Source organism: Hominiventricola filiformis, from assembly GCF_020686965.1.
Lineage (GTDB): Bacteria > Bacillota > Clostridia > Lachnospirales > Lachnospiraceae > Hominiventricola > Hominiventricola filiformis.
Map to the genome: position 1 here is coordinate 1 of NZ_JAJEPS010000018.1, position 17,819 is coordinate 17,819.

Genomic DNA, 17,819 nt, shown 5'->3' on the forward strand with positions numbered 1-17,819 from the left:
GAGCCAGGATCAAACTCTCGATTAAAGTTTGTTCCGTTCAGAACAACACTTGGCTGTTCTATCCGTTACTGTTTTTTTAGGTTGCTTTTGACTTATATAAGTTAAAGCTGTTCGTTTAAATCTTTTTCAAAGCCTGCAAACTTCGTTCGCAGGTGCATAATCATAAAAATGCTAGCAAGCTGCATTTTTATCTCATATGCAAATTTTCGAAGATCTTTAAAGCACTATTTAATTATCAAGGTTCATTGTTTATCTCGTTGCCTCAGCGGCAACTCTGACATATTATCACATTCGCATTTGTTTGTCAACAACTTTTTTAACTTTTTCAAGTTCAGTTTGTTGTTTTCAAACTCACAGTTCATGTGTGCCAGCCGTTCTCACATCCAGCTCAGATATAATACCAAACCATATGACAATTGTCAACAGCTTTTTTACATTTTTTGCAAATTTTATGAGCCTAATTTTTTACATTTTTTGCAGTTCCGGAATCACACTGAAAAGCCATAACAAAACGCAATTCATACTCTGGAACTAACGTATCTAATTGAGCTGTGAAACATTTCCAGAATTGTTCTCTCATATTTTCATGAATGTTTGGACATATAAGAATCTTCTCTCCCGGCACATCCAAACTTCGTATCCGGCAGAATTATTTCTATAATATATTCTCAGGGATTGGATATATAGCCGCAAGCCTTCCCATAACACCCAACAATTCTTCCATTCATGGGTGTCAACAAGCCTCTGACTTTTCTTCTGCCCCTTCACTGCTTTTTCTCCGGAAAATTTATGATTATATCATATTTTTTCGGAGTATTTCGGGTATTTTCACCTGTGAATTTTCTATATGCCCAACCTATCGTATTTTTGCGCAGCTATGCACCAAATGCTCCCGGCAAATTGCCATACAGCACAGGAATCACCGGCTTTTTGTACGGGAAACGTCCGCAGTTCCGGTGTCATTTTTGCCGGACAGAAAAAGCCCGGAAAACAGATCTCTCCATTTTCCGGGTCTCTAACATTTCTTATTAATCTTTGATCACTCTCACTGCTTTTACAGGGCTTCTGTAATAGACATTAGATACGGTAATGCCAACTCTCGGGTTGCTGGCATGTACCACCTGTCCGCCACCTGCGTAGATCGCTACATGGTTGATACCGGAACGGTTGCCGTAGAAGATCAAATCTCCCGGTTTCAGATCAGAGAGGCTAATCTTGGTTCCGCAGTTGGCCTGTGCACGAGAAGAGTGCGGCAGGCTGATTCCATAATTACGGAATACAGAAAGAACAAATCCGGAACAGTCAGCGCCTTTGGTCAGGCTGGTTCCACCCCATACATAGGGATTTCCAATGTACTGCTTTGCAAAGTTGCTCAGTGCCACTCTCACATCTGATACACCGGAACCATACATCAGCTCGGAAATGCTCAGTGCTTCCTCCAGCTTTGCACCTACATTGACATAATCTTTGTAAAGATATCCTTCGTCACCATCCAGATCAATCTTCACCCACTCGTCCAACTCTTCAAGAACATCAAAGCTCTGATCACTTCCTACAATATCCAGAACTTCGCTCTCGGTACTCGGTTCGGTTCTTACTTTCAGACCTTCCGTATTTACATCTGCCACTTTCTTCAGAAGGGAAGATGCCTGATTCAGGGCATCACTTCCAGTTAATACATAGTCAGACTTGATATAACCTTCCACTTTTCCAGATTTCACATGGATCCATTCTCCATCCTCATCCAGAACATCGCATCCTGCGTTGTTTCCGATCTTTCCTACGATCTTTCCCTCAGTAGAAGCACTCTCACGGATATTTACTTTACCCTCTGCAACATTCACAATTCCCAGATTGGAATATCCATCCAGATGAAATGCATTGAGTACCGCATGATTAACTGCGCTTTCCACTGCCTCAGTGCTCTCTGCCTGTGCCAGTTCTCCGGAAATGCCGACCTGTGTACTGATTCCCAGAGCACCGGATGCTTCCACCTGCATCGGTACTGCAGATACTGCCATCATTCCTGCCAGAAGAACTCCAGCTCCATTGATTACTTTCTTATTTAAAAAATTCCACATAGAAACCCCCGTAAATATTACAAAATTGTTACATTTCGAATACAATCTTATAATATTTACAGTAGTTTGTCAATGCCCCGTTTTATTTGGTAATTTTGTCCACGACATTCATGAGTTCATCAATCTTTTCATCTCCGGCCCCTTCCAGAATCGCCGACTTAACGCAGCCTTTCATGTGGGCCCTGATGATCTCGTTATTGACTTTCCGCAAGATAGCATCTGTTGCCATTACCTGCGCGGAAATATCCATGCAATAACGATCCTCTTCCACCATACGGAGAATGCCGTCGATCTGGCCTCTGGCAGTTTTTAACAGCCGTTCTATCTTCTTGTGATCTGCCTGCATATGCTTACTCCTGTGTAATTCCGGTTACTTCATAACCTGCATCCTCTACGGTCTTTCTCAGGAGTTCATCAGATACCTCCCCGGTCAGTGTCACATAAGCTGCTTTGTCTTCCAGGCTTACCTGCGCTTCCACGCCACTAAGACCGTTCAGCGCTTTCTCTACTCTTCCTGTGCAATGTCCACACATCATACCCTCAATACTGATTTTCTTTTTCATTTCTTTCTTCTCCTTTTTTTCTGCTACCGGTTCTGCTGCAATGTGCAGCTCTTCCGGCTCTATTTCCTGCTTTCCTTTTTTGAAGGAAGGCTTGAAACCTTTTAAACGAAGTGCGTTGGTAACTACAAATACAGAACTGAAACTCATGGCTGCACTTCCGAACATAGGACTTAACTGCCAGCCAAGCAACGGGTAAAATACTCCTGCCGCCAGCGGAATACCGATGGCATTATAGCAGAAGGCCCAGAACAGGTTCTCCTTAATATTTTTAATCACTGCACGGCTTAACTGAATGGCAGATACCGCATCCAGCAGATCACTCTTCATCAGCACAATATCTGCGGACTCAATGGCTACGTCGGTTCCTGCACCGATGGCAATCCCCACATCGGCTCTTGCCAGCGCCGGTGCGTCGTTGATACCGTCGCCTACCATGGCAACTTTATGTCCCTCTGCCTGCAGTCTTCTGACTTCTTTTTCCTTATCCTGCGGAAGCACTTCTGCTACCACACGCTCAATGCCAAGTTCTCTCTGAATAGCTTTTGCTGTCTTCTCATGGTCACCGGTCAGCATCACAACGGAAAGTCCCATCTTCTGCATTTCACGGATGGCCTGGGTGCTGGTCTTCTTCACCGTATCAGCCACTGCCAGCAGTCCTAATATCTGCTGATCTGCTGCAATATAGAGAACGGTGCGTCCCCGGTCGGCCAGTTCTTCTGCCTTTGTCTCCAGTCCCGCTGTGGCTATGTTCTGTGCCTGCATCATCCGTAAGTTGCCTGCCAGCACCGTCTTGCCTGCAACGATTCCCAGAACGCCCTGTCCTTCCACTGCTTTGAAATCTACAGCTTTTTCCAGAGAAATTCTTTCTTTTTCCGCCTTTTCCACAATGGCCTCAGCCAGCGGATGCTCGGATGCCTGCTCCAGCGAAGCGGCCAGTTTCAGGAGTTCTTTTATATTTCTGCCATCTGCCAGTACCACATCCGTTACTTCCGGATGACCTGCCGTGATGGTTCCGGTCTTATCAAGTACCACCGTATCCACCAGATGAGCGGTCTCCAGGCTTTCACCGGATTTGATCAGGATTCCCTGCTCGGCTCCTCTTCCAGTTCCTACCATAATGGCCGTCGGTGTTGCCAATCCCAGTGCACAGGGACAGGAAATAACAAGTACAGCGATACCGGATGCCAGTGCAAAGCTGAAGGTCTGTCCCAGAAGCAGCCATACCACAATCGTAATCAGAGCAATGGTAATGACCACCGGTACAAAAACACCGCTGACTTTATCGGCCAGTTTGGCAATAGGCGCTTTGGAGCCACCTGCCTCCTCTACCAGACGGATAATCTGGGAAAGAGTAGTATCCTCGCCGATGCGGTCTGCTTTCATCTGGAAATAACCTGCACGGTTGACAGTCGCCCCGGTCACCCGGTCGCCTTTCTTCTTCTCCACCGGAATACTCTCACCGGTGATGGCGGATTCATCCACGGTTCCGGTTCCTTCGGTCAGAACACCATCCACCGGAATGCTCTGTCCCGGTTTTACAATGACGGTCTCACCGACCTGGACCTGCTCTACCGGAATCTCTACTTCCTGTCCATCCCGTAAGACCAGTGCCGTCTTCGGTGCCAGACCGATGAGCTTGGTAATGGCATCAGAGGTGTGGCTTTTGGAACGGCTTTCCATGTATTTTCCAATGGTAACCAACGTCAGTATCATGGCGGCCGCTTCAAAATACAGGTTCATGCCAGCCATATGGGCCATGTCAATATCGCCGCGTCCCAGAGCATACCCCATGACAAACAGACGGCTGACGCTGTAACCTGCAGCTGCTGTGGATCCCATGGCCACCAGGGTATCCATATTCGGAGCGCCGTGGAACAGGGAGCGGAAACCATTTTCATAATATTTCCGGTTCAGATACATCACCGGCAGAGTCAGGAACAGCTGGGTCAACGCCATGATCATCATGTTCTCATGTCCCAACAAAATCCCCGGGAGAGGCCATCCTAGCATATGTCCCATGGAAATGTACATGAGGACTGCCAGAAAACCAATGGAAAGTCCCAGACGGGTCTTCATTTTCCGTGCTTCCTCCTCAGCCTTTTTCTGAACCGCATTGGGTTCTTCTGCCTTTTCCTCTCCTTTTACAGAAGCACCGTATCCACCTTCTTCCACTGCACGAATGATCGCCTGATCATTCGTCGCAGCTTCATCATAGTCTACCACCATGGAGTTCTGCAGTAAATTTACCTGTACACTGTTCACTCCCGGCACTTTACTCACTGCTTTTTCCACATGAGCGCTGCACGCACTGCAGCTCATGCCTGTCACATTATATTTCTGTTTCATCCGTGATGTCATCCTTTCTCTCGTCTCATACACCCCACTGGGGTGTCCTGTTGATTTTGTTATATCACGGAAGGCCAGAACTGTCAATCAAATTTTTCATTTGTGATAATTTTGTATGAGATTCTTTATTTGTGATAATTTTGATAAAAAAATGCCCTGAAAAAATCAGGGCAAATATTTTAATTATTTCAGAATATTTTCATTTATATTTGACAGAAATTATTTTACAAGTTCTTTCAGTTTTTTTCCAATTTCAAAACAGTCAAACGTTGCAAAGTAATCGTTCAGTGTCTCTGCTCTGCGGATCAGCTGTACAGATCCGTCTTCTTTCAAAAGCAGTTCCGCTGAACGCAGTTTGCCGTTGTAATTATATCCCATAGAATGTCCATGTGCGCCTGCATCATGAATGAACAGATAATCACCTTTGTCAATTCTCGGAAGTTTGCGATCTACAGCAAATTTATCACAATTTTCACAGAGAGACCCGGTTACATCGTAAATATGATCACAAGGCGCATTCTCTTTGCCAAGAACGGTAATATGATGATAAGCGCCATAGATAGCCGGACGCATGAGGTTTGCTGCGCAGGCATCCACACCAATGTACTCTTTGTGGGTGTGTTTCTCATGAATGGCCTGAGTCACCAGTCCTCCATACGGTCCCATCATGTATCTTCCCAGCTCTGTGCACAGGGATACATCACCCATGCCAGCCGGTACCAGCACCTCTTCGTATACTTTACGCACTCCTTCGCCAATGACCATAATATCATTCGGTTCCTGGTCCGGTTGATACGGGATACCGATTCCACCGGACAGATTGATGAACGTAATATGTGCTCCAGTCTCTTTCTTCAGACGTACCGCCAGCTCGAATAATACTTTTGCAAGCATCGGATAATACTCATTGGTTACGGTGTTGCTTGCCAGGAATGCATGAATTCCGAAGTTTTCAACACCTTTTGATTTCATGATCTTGTAAGCCTCGATTATCTGTTCCTCGGTCATACCATATTTAGCATCCCCAGGGTTGTCCATGATGCCGTTGCTCATTTTGAAATATCCGCCTGGATTGTAACGACAACTCATGGTTTTCGGCAGATAGCCAACGGATTTTTCCACTGCCTCAATATGTGTAATATCATCCAGATTGATGATTCCGCCAAGTTTCTCGCAGTATGCGAACTCCTCCAACGGTGTATCATTGGAAGAAAACATAATATCAGATCCAGTAATTCCTACAGCCTCTGACAGAACCAGCTCTGCCTTGGAAGAGCAGTCACTTCCACAGCCATATTCACTTAAAATCTGCATCAGAAATGGATTCGGCGTTGCCTTCACTGCAAAATATTCTTTATATCCCGGATTCCAGGAAAATGCTTCATAAAGACGTTTCACATTTTCGCGGATTCCCTTTTCATCATAAATATGGAACGGTGTCGGATAAATTTTTGCAATACCTTCGATCTGATCCTTGGTAACAAATGGTACTTTCTTCATCTGTCTCTTGCTCCTCTTCGTAGTATATGTAATGTGTTTGCGAATACAATAAAACATACATACCAGTTCTGCTCAAAAAAAAGGGGGAGTCCGATTTTTCGGACTCCCCCTTCGGAGTGTGCCGCTTCAGGCAGCCCCTGGTAAATCGGGGTAACAGGATTCGAACCTGCGACCTCACGGCCCCCAGCCGTGCGCTCTAGCCAAACTGAGCCATACCCCGACAACGGATTAATTATACCGTATGGTTTTGAAAAATGCAACTATTATTTTTCTGCTTTTCCACCTGTTTCGATTCGCAATTTCTCTTAAATTTTACGTAAATTTTACCAGTTGTTACATATAAGTTTTACATGACCGTTTTATACTTGCATCAGAAATGGAGGAATACATCATGAAATCATTCATTTTAAGACATACAAAAATTTATATGCTGCTCTGCTGGCTGGTACTGTGGAACATCGATTCACTGCTTGGTCTCCCAGTAGCAGTGAATACACTTTTAGTACTGATAGTCGGATATCTGGCAAATGTAATCTGGCTCATGCGATTAACAAGTAAGGCCTCACCTCAGTCAGAGAAAACATGCCTCGGTAAAAAAACTTATTCTTGTACAATCGTTGAATCATAACCCGCCTCTTTCAGTTTTTTTTCATATGTTCTGCATTGCTCTTTTGAGTGTAGGCGCCTACCTGCACTCGGTGTTGGGATTCACGGTGTATCCTACAGCCTGATAGGTACACCGTGAATTCCCTGAGCAATCAGTTATCCATTTTTCTCACAGCATTTTCCTTTAATTCCCGTATCGAATTCCGGATTCATAATATAGAAATTTTTCGCATCCAGATTTTCCTGTACAATGCGTAAAGTTTCACCAAAGCGTTGGAAGTGAACAACCTCTCTTGCTCTTAAAAAGCGAAGCGGATCTGCCACTTCAGGATCTTTGACCAGTCGAAGCAGATTGTCATACGTCGTCCGAGCTTTCTGTTCCGCAGCAAGGTCCTCCGTAAGATCGGTAATTGCATCTCCCTTGGACTGGAACTCGCAGGCATTAAACGGAATGCCGCCTGCTGCCTGTGGCCACAGCGCTGTAGTATGATCTACATAATATTTGTCAAAACCGGATGCTTTTAATTCTTCCATGGTCATATTCTTTGTCAACTGATATACAATGGCGCATATCATTTCCAGATGAGCCAGCTCCTCCGTTCCAATATCCGTCAGTGTCGCCATACACTCCCGGTACGGCATGGTATAACGTTGTGCCAGATACCGCATGCTGGCGCTCAGTTCACCATCGGGACCGCCCAATGGTATGTTAGCCAGGCAATCCGGCATAAAATATAGTAACCACACTTTTTCAGGAGTTCTTTTCATGAATGCTGCTGCCTACATCCGTGTTTCTACCGATGACCAGATTGAATTTTCCCCTGCAAGCCAGCTGAACCAGATACACATTTATGCTGAAAACCATCAGCTTCTGCTCCTGGATTCCCACATCTATATGGATGAAGGAATCAGCGGGCGTACTGCCGCAAGACGCCCTGCTTTTCTAAAAATGATCTCAGCTGCCAGAGAGACTCCCCGTCCCTTCGACGTGATTCTTGTCTGGAAATATTCCCGCTTTGCCCGCAGCCGTCAGGACAGTATTTTCTACAAATCCCTGCTTCGCCGTGAATGCGGTATAAATGTCATTTCTATTACTGAACCCCTGTCAGATGACCCCACTTCCATCCTTATGGAAGCCCTCCTTGAAGCCATGGATGAATATTACTCTGTCAACCTGGGGCAAGAAGTTCGCCGGGGTATGCAGGAAAAATTCAAACGCGGTGGCGTCGTCTCCATTCCTCCCTTTGGCTATCAGGTCGTGGAAGGCCATTTTATTCCAGACCAAGCAAAAGCCCCCTATGTGTCCATGATCTATCAGCAATTTCTAGCTGGAAGCACCTGTCCGGAAATTGCCCGTATGCTTAATACACGCGGCATCTGCACCTCCCGCGGAAACCCATTTGACAGCCGGGCAATCCGCTACATTCTCAGCAACCCATTCTATATCGGAATTCTGCGGAGGCAGGCTCATCCCTCTTCTGCTCACGACCATTTTTATGAAACTGTAGAAATGACTTACGCACAGGGAACCCAGCCGCTTCTCATATCTCCCGTTCTCTTTGAACAGGTCCAAATAAAACTAAAAAACCCCGCAGGCTGACATCAGCCTGTAGGGTCATCCTAAACACGTATCCTTCGTGGAATGCTTTCAGATAGATTTCTTTGATCTCTGACATCAGCGGATATCTCGGATTGGCACCGGTACACTGATCGTTGAAGGCATTCTTTACAACAATTATCGCAGCTGTTTTTTTCGCAACAGATAGACCGCTGGTACCAGCATTGGGAATATTTCCAGACGTCCTGCCAGCATATCAAAAACCAGCACCAGTTTGGCAAAATTTGAATACATAGAAAAATTGCAGGTTGGTCCAACCAAGGAAAGTCCCGGTCCGATATTGTTAAGTGTCGCCGCCACAGCTGTAAAATTGGTGATCCCATCCAGATTGTCCAGAGAAATCAGCAGCACAGATGCCACAAAAATTCCCAGATAAGAAATCATGAACACATTAATGGAACGCTGTACTTCATGTTCCACCGCCTTTCCTTCAAAACGAATTTTCCGGATATTGCGGGGATGCATGATGTAAGCCACCTCTTTCATGACAGATTTCGCCATAATGCAGATTCTGGATACTTTGATACCACCTCCGGTACTTCCCGCACAGGCGCCAATAAACATAAGCAGCACCATAATGCATTTGGAGAATTCAGGCCACTGATCAAAATCTGCACTTCCAAATCCGGTGGTCGTAATAATGGAAGCAACCTGAAATGCCGCCTGACGCACTGTCAGTTCCACATTTCTCACCAGATGATAAATGTTAAAGGAAATGAGTGCCACTGATCCAAGGATAATACCTAAATAAGCTCTCGCTTCCTCACATCGAAGTCCATCTTTCCATTTCTTTACATAAAACAGAAAATAAACATTAAAATTGACCCCAAACAGGATCATGAAAATGGTTAAAATCCACTGAGTCGCCGCATTGTAGTCTGCTGCACTGCTGTTCAGTACCGCAAATCCTCCGGTTCCTGCTGTTGCAAAAGCGAGATTAATAGAATCAAAGACCGGACAGCCAGAAATCACCAGCAATATCATCAGGACAATCGTCAGGAAAGAATAAATCTCATAAAGAATTTTTGCCGTACTGCGTACTTTCGGCACTAGCTTACCAACAGATGGACCTGGGCTCTCCGCCCTCATCAAATGCATACTGGAAGCGCCTCCCATAGGGAGAAGCGCCAACATGAAAACCAGAACCCCCATACCTCCTACCCAGTGGGAAAAGCTTCTCCATATAAGTACAGCCCGATGAACAGACTCTACATCCAATAATACGGACGATCCTGTTGTGGTAAATCCGGATACAATTTCAAACAATGCATCCACCGGATTTGGGAAGGAACCACTGAAATACAACGGGATTGCTCCACAAAGACTAAGAGCCACCCAGCAGAATGCAACGCTCACATAACCTTCTGCAGAAAATATCGTTGTATTTTCCGGTTTTTTTCCCCGCAGCAGAGCACCTGCTGCCAGGCAGAATACTGCTGATCCCAAAAATACCAGAATACAGTGGAGCTCCTGATAAATCACTGCTGTCAGAGCAGGAAGCATTAAAAACACTGCTTCCAGCATAATAATACTTCCTACTATATATCGAATCATTTTCTTATTCATTATGTTATTCTCACCTCTGACCAGACAGTCCTGCGGTCGCTGCTGTTTTTTTCAGAATATCCCGGACATCTTTAAATGCTCCGCAATTTGTCGTAATAATGACGACAGAATCCCCCACCTGAATACGATCCTGACCTTTCGGAATGATGATCCGGCCTTTTCGATTAATTGCGCAAACCAGCGTATTCGCTTTGATATCCAGCTCCTGCAGCGGAATGTCCGTCACTTCACTTTCGCCGCGAATAATAAACTCCAATGCCTCTGCATTTCCATCTACCAGACGATACAACGTCTCCACATTACTTCCGATAGAATTCTGCATGGCACGCACATACTGTAAAATAGTCTCAGAAGTGATATGTTTCGGATAAATCAGACTCCCGATTCCAAGAGAACCAATAATCGTATCAAATGTATTTCGATTGATCTTTGTAATCTTTTTTGCCTTGCTCATGCTCTTTGCATAGAGGGACAGCATGACATTTTCCTCGTCCATATTGGTCAAAGCTGCAAATCCTTCTGCACTGGCCAACCCTTCTTCTGCCAGAAGATCCCGATCTGTTCCATCTCCGTTGATAATCATAGCCTTCGGCAGCTGCTCGCAGAGACGCTCACAGGCTGCACGGTCTTTCTCGACAATTTTTACCTGAATTCCCATCTCCAGCAGACGTTTTGCCAGATAAAAAGAAATCTTTCCACCACCGATAATCATAGTGTTTCTTACCTGATTAGTCTCAATACCGATGGTTCTGAAAAAACGGCTGGCATTCAGTGGTGAAGCCACCACAGAAATCATATCTCCATTTTCCAGCACAAATTCTCCACCTGGAATCCGTACTTCGTTTCCACGCTCTACGATGCAGACCAGCACTTCGCATTTTGACAATGTATCCAGATCACGGATCTTGTGGCCACACAGTGGGTTTTTGTCATCCAGCTGGAATCGGAGGAGTTCTATTCTTCCGTTTGCAAAAGTATCAATGTCAATGGCTGACGGGAACCGTAGCAGACGCGCCATTTCCATGGCTGCTGCCCATTCCGGATTAATGACCATGGACAATCCCAGTTCATCTTTGATATGGTGAATCTCGTGATGATAAACTGGGTTACGTACTCTGGCAATGGTCTGGCATCCTCCTGCTTTTTTTGCAATCAGACAGCAAAGTAGGTTTACCTCATCCGCATTGGTCACGGCAATCATCAGATCTGCCTTATCCACCCCGGCATCCATCTGGATATCATAGCTTGCGCCGTTTCCCACTACACCGCGTACATCCGCTGCATTGGTTACCAGCTGGATACTCTCCGGTTTCAGGTCAATAACCGTAATATCATGTTTTTCTTTGCTGAGCTGCTCTGCAAGTGCCCGTCCAACCTTACCACAGCCTGCAATAATAATGTTCATAGTGTACCTTAATCCTCCCGCATTATATCTAACTGTCAATAATATAACACCCTGCAGCAAAAACTGCAATCATCTCCTGCCATTGGGTCCGCCGAACTGCGAAATAATCAGCTGTGCCAATTTCGGATTCGGATTCGAAATATTTACCGGATACTGAAGTCTTTTCTCATAATTCCACATTTAACAAGTTCCTCCTTCCCATGGCCATGGCTGCTGAATCCAATCCCACTTTCCTCGAGATCCTATCGCCAGATCAACGGTAAGCGGTCCGTACATGGCGGCATAATCCTGAAGTGCCTGTTTTCTAAGCTGCGTATATTCCTGAAAATACTGCAGCGCAGCCGGGTCTGATGGATGTGTATCAAGATAAAGATTTGCCTCGTGAGCAGAGAAACTGACCATATCCACCCATTTTAGCATCTGTTGCCTGGTCGGTGCATTCATTGCCATTATCTGCATCCTCCTCTCACTCCAAGAAACGGCTTATTTAAATCCGGAAATATAGTTCCGCATTCCAGTCCTTTTTCCGGATCATATAACGTTCCCCAGCGCTGCCATGGTACATAGGCCATTGCTACCGGGTAGTCTTCCCCTTTCAGGAATCTCTGCGTATTCCAGTTTTCGGAATATCTCTGATAATTTTCCAATGATTTTAGATCCTTTCTCATTCCTTTATGCTCTATCCTATGTCCGGATACAAAAAAAGGTGATAGAAATGAATCTATCACCTTCTAATGACATATACTGTTATTTTCTGTGTTCATGTGTGAACAGATGATCCTGACAATATTCATAATTGCCTTTACATTTGGAACAGAAACGGAATTCCAGATTCTCATCATCTTTCTCCGTTCGTCCGCAAATTGCGCAGCGATGATGTGTATTATTTTGAGATGCCACATGTACTTTTTTCTGATATATCGTCCGTCTTCTGGCCTGCTTCGGTGAAAATCGGTTCCGGTTGCTTCCAAGGAAGAAAATAATAAAGTTCAGAAGCGATAACAACGCTGAAATACTGTTAGCCGGAAGCGCCATAATACCTGCCTGCAAAAGGGAAAACCACAAAGTGCTCCCTACCGGGACAATAAATCCTGCCGCAATAGTAATGGCAAAATAAGCCCCTTCAATAATTCCTAACCATTTTGCTTTGATCGGAATAATGAAAAAAAGTAAAAACTCCGCATCGGGAAACAATGCCACATACACAAAGAACAGGGACATATTCAAATAGAAAGAACCCATCTGAAAATTCATTCCAAAAACCAAATAAATCAACAGACATGCAATCACATGAAGCAACATACCGGAAAAGAAATACAGATTAAACCGAAATGCTCCCCACATATATTCCAACGTCTTTCCAATCATATAATACAAATACAATGCAAACAGGATAAAAAAGTAACTGCTGTTCGGCGGCTGAATAATAAAAGTAAAAATTCTCCAGATCTGACCATGAAGAATTGCCTGCGCATCCAGAGCCAGATATTCCGTATACAGTTCTGGAGCCACAATATTAATTACAAAGCCCACAATATACAGTATAATCACATAATACATCAGATTGGGAATGGCATATTTCCCATATTTTCGTTCCAGCTTATCCAGCCATTTCATACAGTGAGTTCCTCCATACTGGTTTTTATTGAATGTGATAAAAACTATTATAGTTTTCACCGTGGCTTTTGTCAACGCTGCGATAAATGCTTCCTATTATAAAGGATTAAGAAATCTTTACAGAATCTTTATGGACTTTACCAAATCCTTTCCATATAATGTAGCATGTTTCGAACTAAGGAAAAATATAGAATTCATGCGGTTTTCCGCTACAGACAGGAATGATAAGATGAACAAATGTTACAGACTTGGAATTGATATTGGATCCACGACCGTGAAGATTGCGGTACTGGATGACGAGAACAAATTTTTATTTTCAGATTATGAACGGCATTTTGCCAATATTCAGGAGACACTCGCAGATCTTCTGGAAAAAGCAGTAAACACTTTAGGACCCTTCCATATGTATCCGGTAATCACCGGATCCGGCGGGCTTACCCTGGCTCAGTATCTGGACGTACCTTTTGTGCAGGAAGTGGTTGCCGTTGCTGAGGCACTGCAGACTTATGCGCCAAAAACTGATGTTGCCATCGAACTGGGCGGTGAGGATGCAAAAATCATTTATTTTGAAGGCGGTAATGTGGAACAGCGTATGAACGGTATCTGTGCCGGAGGTACCGGTTCCTTCATCGATCAGATGGCATCTCTTCTTCAAACTGATGCCACAGGTCTGAATGAATATGCAAAACATTATCATTCTCTCTATTCAATTGCTGCCCGCTGCGGTGTATTTGCAAAGACGGATATTCAGCCGCTCATTAACGAAGGTGCAACAAAAGAGGATCTGTCTGCCTCTATTTTTCAGGCAGTTGTCAACCAGACCATCAGTGGACTTGCCTGTGGTAAGCCAATCCGCGGTCATGTTGCATTCTTAGGAGGACCTCTTCACTTTCTCTCTGAGCTGCGTGAATGCTTTATCCGTACCCTGAAATTGGATGAGGAGCACACCATTATCCCCCAGTTTTCCCATCTGTTCGCAGCTTCCGGATCTGCCCTTCTCTCCAAGAAAGAAAAAGCAGTCTCCGTGGAGGACATGATCAAGCGCCTGCAATCTAAGATTCAGATTGCCTTTGAGGTGCAGCGTCTGGATCCGCTGTTCCACGATCAGAAAGAATTCGACGAGTTCAGTGAGCGTCATGCTCAGGCAAAAGTAGTGAAAAAGGATCTGTCCACCTACGAAGGAAACTGTTTTCTTGGTATTGATGCCGGTTCTACTACTACAAAAATTGCTCTGGTAGGTGAAGACGGATCTCTTCTGTACTCTTTCTACCACAATAATAACGGAAGCACTTTACATATCACCCTGGAAGCCCTGAAGGATCTCTTCTCCAAGCTTCCAAAAAAAGCACACATTGTCCGTTCCTGCTCAACCGGATACGGCGAGGCATTGGTGAAGGCAGCGCTCATGCTTGATGAAGGCGAAGTAGAGACCATCTCCCACTACTACGCTGCTCAGTTCTTCGATCCAAATGTAGACTGCATTCTGGATATCGGCGGACAGGATATGAAATGTATCCGTATTAAAAATCATACGGTTGACAATGTACAGCTGAATGAGGCATGTTCCTCCGGCTGTGGTTCCTTCATTGAGACTTTTGCAAAATCCTTGAATCTTTCTATTCAGGATTTTGCTCAGGCTGCTCTTTTTGCAAAGAACCCCATCGACCTGGGAACCCGCTGTACGGTATTTATGAACTCCCGTGTAAAACAGGCACAGAAGGAAGGGGCTGGTGTAGACGATATCTCCGCCGGACTTGCTTACTCGGTTATCAAAAACGCTCTTTTCAAAGTAATCAAAGTATCCGATGCTTCTTCCCTTGGAAAGAATATCGTCGTACAGGGCGGTACTTTTTATAATAATGCAGTTCTGCGAAGTCTGGAGAAAATCGCAGACTGTCAGGTTACCCGTCCGGATATTGCCGGCATCATGGGTGCATTCGGTGCTGCCCTGATCGCAAGAGAGCGTTACGAAGGTCAGGAAACCACCATGCTCACCAAAGAGCAGATGGAAGAACTGCAGTATTCCACCTCCATGACCAAATGTCACGGATGTACCAACAACTGCCGTCTGACCATCAACAAATTCTCCGACGGCCGCCGCTATATTTCCGGTAACCGCTGTGAGCGTGGTCTGGGCAAAGAGAAAAAGAAAAATCCGGCTCCAAACCTGTTCGCTTACAAAAATGAGCGGCTCTTCTCCTATGAGCCGCTCAGTGATACTGACGCCACCCGTGGATTGGTCGGCATCCCGCGTGTGTTGAACATGTATGAGAACTATCCGTTCTGGTTTACTTTCTTCACAAAATTAAAGTACCGGGTTGTTCTTTCCCCCATGTCCACCCACGAGCTTTATGAACAGGGAATTGAATCCATCCCCAGTGAGTCCGAGTGTTATCCGGCTAAATTGGCTCACGGACATGTAAAATGGCTTCTGCAGCACAACATTCCATTTATTTTCTATCCTTGCGTTCCTTATGAACGTTCCGAGTTCAAGGATGCCAACAATCATTACAACTGCCCGATTGTTACTTCCTATGCGGAAAATATTAAAAATAACATGGAAGAACTGAAATCCGACCGTTACGATTTCCGGAATCCCTTCTTAAGCTTTGAAAGCCTGGAGATCATGACCAGTCGTCTGGTAGAAGAATTCTCCGGAGAAAAAGGCATGACTGCTCAGGAGATCACCGATGCTGCCAAAGCTGCATGGGAAGAGCTCCGTCAGGCAAGACTTGATATCTGCCAGAAAGGGGAGGAAACCCTTAAATGGATGGAAGAACACCATGCACATGGTATTGTTCTGGCAGGCCGTCCGTATCACGTAGATAATGAGATCAATCACGGTATTCCGGAACTGATCAACAACTATGGCATGGCCGTGCTCACCGAGGACAGCGTCTCCCACATTCATGAAGAAGACCGCCCACTTCGAGTGATGGACCAGTGGATGTACCATTCCCGTCTGTATGCAGCTGCTGATTTTGTAAAGACCAGAGAGGATCTGGATCTCATCCAGCTTAACTCCTTCGGTTGCGGTCTGGACGCCGTTACCACCGATCAGGTCAACGAGATCCTTACTAATTCAGGTAAGATCTACACCTGCCTAAAGATTGATGAAGTCAACAACCTGGGTGCTGCACGTATCCGTGTCCGTTCCCTGCTGGCTGCCATCCGTGTCCGTGAAAAAAATAAAGAAAAGAGAACCATCGTATCTTCTGCTTATAAGCGTGTAGTATTTACCGAGGAAATGAGAAAAGAATATACCATTCTCTGCCCGGATATGTCACCGATTCATTTCAATCTGCTGGAAGCTGCATTTCGTTCCTGTGGATATAAGATCGACGTACTGCCCCGTGCAGACCGCACTGCAGTAGACCTCGGATTAAAATATGTAAATAATGACGCCTGCTATCCGTCCCTCTTAGTGATCGGACAGATTATGGAAGCGGTTTTATCCGGAAAATATGACCTGACCAAAACGGCGATCCTCATTTCCCAGACTGGAGGTGGCTGCCGTGCATCCAACTACATCGGTTTTATCCGCCGTGCGCTGGAAAAAGCAGGATATCCGAATATTCCGGTTATCTCCATCAACTTAAGCGGCCTGGAGAAAAACCCGGGATTCAAATATACACCGGAAATGCTGTTCAAGGGACTATATGCACTGGTATTTGGTGACCTCTTCATGAAAGTTGTCTACCATACCCGCCCTTATGAGCTGGTTCCGGGCGAGACCAACAAGACCTACGAACGTCTCAATGGACGCTGCAAGGCATTTCTCATGAAAAAACATCCGTCATGGAGTGGCTTTAAACAGCTGTGTAATCAGATTGTAGATGAATTTGACCATATCCTTGTTACAGAAGAACAGAAGCCTCGTGTCGGTATTGTCGGCGAGATTCTCGTTAAGTTCTCTCCGTCCGCCAACAATGGACTGGTAGAACTGCTGGAGTCTGAAGGTGCCGAAGCTGTTGTCCCGGATCTGATGGACTTCCTGCTCTACTGCTTCAAGAACACCGAGTTCAAGGCACAGTACCTGGGTAAGAAGAAAATGACTGCCCGCATGGGACGCCTTGGTATCAAAGCACTGGAATTCTTCCGGAGTCCGGCAGACAAGGCACTCCGAAAGAGCACTCACTTCTCTCCGGCTTCCAATATTGACCATATGGCTGATATGGCATCTGAGATCGTATCTCTTGGAAACCAGACCGGTGAGGGATGGTTCCTGACCGCAGAGATGCTGGAGCTCATCGAAAATGATACGCCGAACATCGTCTGCACCCAGCCCTTTGCCTGCCTGCCGAACCACATTGTAGGTAAGGGAGTTATTAAAGAACTGCGGCACCGTCATCCGGATTCCAATATCGTAGCAATTGATTACGATCCGGGTGCCAGTGAAGTCAACCAGCTGAACCGTATCAAACTGATGCTCAGTACCGCTTATAAAAATCTGAAACGTGAAAAAGAAGCATAGATGGCCGTCAGGAGCGCCACTGTATATAAGGCTCATATGAAGC

At 45.3% G+C, this 17,819-nt stretch carries 12 protein-coding genes, 1 tRNA gene and 2 pseudogenes; 2 read left to right on the plus strand and 13 right to left on the minus strand.

The window, feature by feature from the left end; translation table 11 throughout:
- Positions 1 to 1,028 precede the first annotated feature (1,028 nt).
- The 6 genes from LKD36_RS14085 to LKD36_RS14110 all read right to left on the minus strand — a co-directional run bounded on the left by LKD36_RS14085 (position 1,029) and on the right by LKD36_RS14110 (position 7,825).
- Positions 1,029 to 2,081: a C40 family peptidase gene (locus tag LKD36_RS14085; RefSeq protein ID WP_308459979.1), complete on the minus strand. Its 1,053-nt coding sequence runs from the start codon at positions 2,079 to 2,081 to the stop codon at positions 1,029 to 1,031.
- 82 nt (positions 2,082 to 2,163) lie between these two features.
- Complete coding sequence (locus LKD36_RS14090) at positions 2,164 to 2,427, minus strand: metal-sensing transcriptional repressor (RefSeq protein ID WP_118771299.1); 264 nt, start codon at positions 2,425 to 2,427, stop codon at positions 2,164 to 2,166.
- 4 nt (positions 2,428 to 2,431) lie between these two features.
- Complete coding sequence (locus LKD36_RS14095; RefSeq protein WP_308459980.1) at positions 2,432 to 4,990, minus strand: heavy metal translocating P-type ATPase; 2,559 nt, start codon at positions 4,988 to 4,990, stop codon at positions 2,432 to 2,434.
- 219 nt (positions 4,991 to 5,209) lie between these two features.
- On the minus strand, positions 5,210 to 6,490 hold the full coding sequence (locus LKD36_RS14100; protein ID WP_308459981.1) for a diaminopimelate decarboxylase: 1,281 nt from the start codon (positions 6,488 to 6,490) through the stop codon (positions 5,210 to 5,212).
- Between the two features lie 145 nt (positions 6,491 to 6,635).
- Positions 6,636 to 6,710: transfer RNA gene (locus tag LKD36_RS14105), tRNA-Pro, on the minus strand.
- 542 nt (positions 6,711 to 7,252) lie between these two features.
- Positions 7,253 to 7,825, minus strand: a complete 573-nt coding sequence (locus LKD36_RS14110; RefSeq protein WP_308460015.1) for a manganese catalase family protein — start codon at positions 7,823 to 7,825, stop codon at positions 7,253 to 7,255.
- 37 nt (positions 7,826 to 7,862) lie between these two features.
- Between LKD36_RS14110 and LKD36_RS14115 the strand changes: the two genes are divergently transcribed.
- Positions 7,863 to 8,696 carry a recombinase family protein gene (locus LKD36_RS14115; RefSeq protein ID WP_308459982.1) on the plus strand — a complete coding sequence of 278 codons (834 nt, stop codon included), beginning with the start codon at positions 7,863 to 7,865 and terminating at the stop codon, positions 8,694 to 8,696.
- Here LKD36_RS14115 and LKD36_RS17710 read toward each other — a convergent pair.
- The 7 genes and pseudogenes from LKD36_RS17710 to LKD36_RS14145 form a co-directional block, all read right to left on the minus strand.
- Positions 8,638 to 8,829 (minus strand): annotated as a pseudogene (locus tag LKD36_RS17710) (hypothetical protein); the annotation flags it as partial. The gene LKD36_RS14115 and the pseudogene LKD36_RS17710 overlap by 59 nt on opposite strands.
- A gap of 2 nt (positions 8,830 to 8,831) precedes the next feature.
- Positions 8,832 to 10,280 (minus strand): TrkH family potassium uptake protein, encoded by a 1,449-nt coding sequence (locus LKD36_RS14120; protein ID WP_308459983.1) that lies wholly within the window; start codon positions 10,278 to 10,280, stop codon positions 8,832 to 8,834.
- A gap of 10 nt (positions 10,281 to 10,290) precedes the next feature.
- Entirely contained in the window at positions 10,291 to 11,685 is a 1,395-nt protein-coding gene (gene trkA / locus LKD36_RS14125; RefSeq protein ID WP_308459984.1) for a Trk system potassium transporter TrkA, read from the minus strand.
- A gap of 78 nt (positions 11,686 to 11,763) precedes the next feature.
- Positions 11,764 to 11,865: pseudogene (locus LKD36_RS14130) on the minus strand (manganese catalase family protein); the annotation flags it as partial.
- Positions 11,866 to 12,135, minus strand: a complete 270-nt coding sequence (locus tag LKD36_RS14135) for a spore coat protein CotJB (RefSeq protein WP_118771366.1) — start codon at positions 12,133 to 12,135, stop codon at positions 11,866 to 11,868. It abuts the pseudogene before it with no gap.
- A complete protein-coding gene (locus LKD36_RS14140) occupies positions 12,135 to 12,353 on the minus strand; it encodes a spore coat associated protein CotJA (protein WP_118771367.1) in 219 nt (72 codons plus the stop codon). Before LKD36_RS14140 ends, LKD36_RS14135 begins: the two co-directional genes overlap by 1 nt.
- A gap of 79 nt (positions 12,354 to 12,432) precedes the next feature.
- Positions 12,433 to 13,302 carry a rhomboid family intramembrane serine protease gene (locus LKD36_RS14145; RefSeq protein WP_308459985.1) on the minus strand — a complete coding sequence of 290 codons (870 nt, stop codon included), beginning with the start codon at positions 13,300 to 13,302 and terminating at the stop codon, positions 12,433 to 12,435.
- 229 nt (positions 13,303 to 13,531) lie between these two features.
- Here LKD36_RS14145 and LKD36_RS14150 point away from each other — a divergent pair, with 229 nt between their 5' ends.
- Complete coding sequence (locus LKD36_RS14150; protein WP_308459986.1) at positions 13,532 to 17,776, plus strand: acyl-CoA dehydratase activase-related protein; 4,245 nt, start codon at positions 13,532 to 13,534, stop codon at positions 17,774 to 17,776.
- Positions 17,777 to 17,819: the final 43 nt, after the last annotated feature.

Coding starts and splice junctions, on each gene's coding strand:
- LKD36_RS14085 (WP_308459979.1), bottom strand. CDS start 2,081: ATGTGGAATTTTTTAAATAAGAAAGTAATCAATGGAGCTGGAGTTCTT.
- LKD36_RS14090 (WP_118771299.1), bottom strand. CDS start 2,427: ATGCAGGCAGATCACAAGAAGATAGAACGGCTGTTAAAAACTGCCAGA.
- LKD36_RS14095 (WP_308459980.1), bottom strand. CDS start 4,990: ATGAAACAGAAATATAATGTGACAGGCATGAGCTGCAGTGCGTGCAGC.
- LKD36_RS14100 (WP_308459981.1), bottom strand. CDS start 6,490: ATGAAGAAAGTACCATTTGTTACCAAGGATCAGATCGAAGGTATTGCA.
- LKD36_RS14110 (WP_308460015.1), bottom strand. CDS start 7,825: ATGCCGGATTGCCTGGCTAACATACCATTGGGCGGTCCCGATGGTGAA.
- LKD36_RS14115 (WP_308459982.1), top strand. CDS start 7,863: ATGAATGCTGCTGCCTACATCCGTGTTTCTACCGATGACCAGATTGAA.
- LKD36_RS14120 (WP_308459983.1), bottom strand. CDS start 10,280: ATGAATAAGAAAATGATTCGATATATAGTAGGAAGTATTATTATGCTG.
- trkA (WP_308459984.1), bottom strand. CDS start 11,685: ATGAACATTATTATTGCAGGCTGTGGTAAGGTTGGACGGGCACTTGCA.
- LKD36_RS14135 (WP_118771366.1), bottom strand. CDS start 12,135: ATGGCAATGAATGCACCGACCAGGCAACAGATGCTAAAATGGGTGGAT.
- LKD36_RS14140 (WP_118771367.1), bottom strand. CDS start 12,353: ATGAGAAAGGATCTAAAATCATTGGAAAATTATCAGAGATATTCCGAA.
- LKD36_RS14145 (WP_308459985.1), bottom strand. CDS start 13,302: ATGAAATGGCTGGATAAGCTGGAACGAAAATATGGGAAATATGCCATT.
- LKD36_RS14150 (WP_308459986.1), top strand. CDS start 13,532: ATGAACAAATGTTACAGACTTGGAATTGATATTGGATCCACGACCGTG.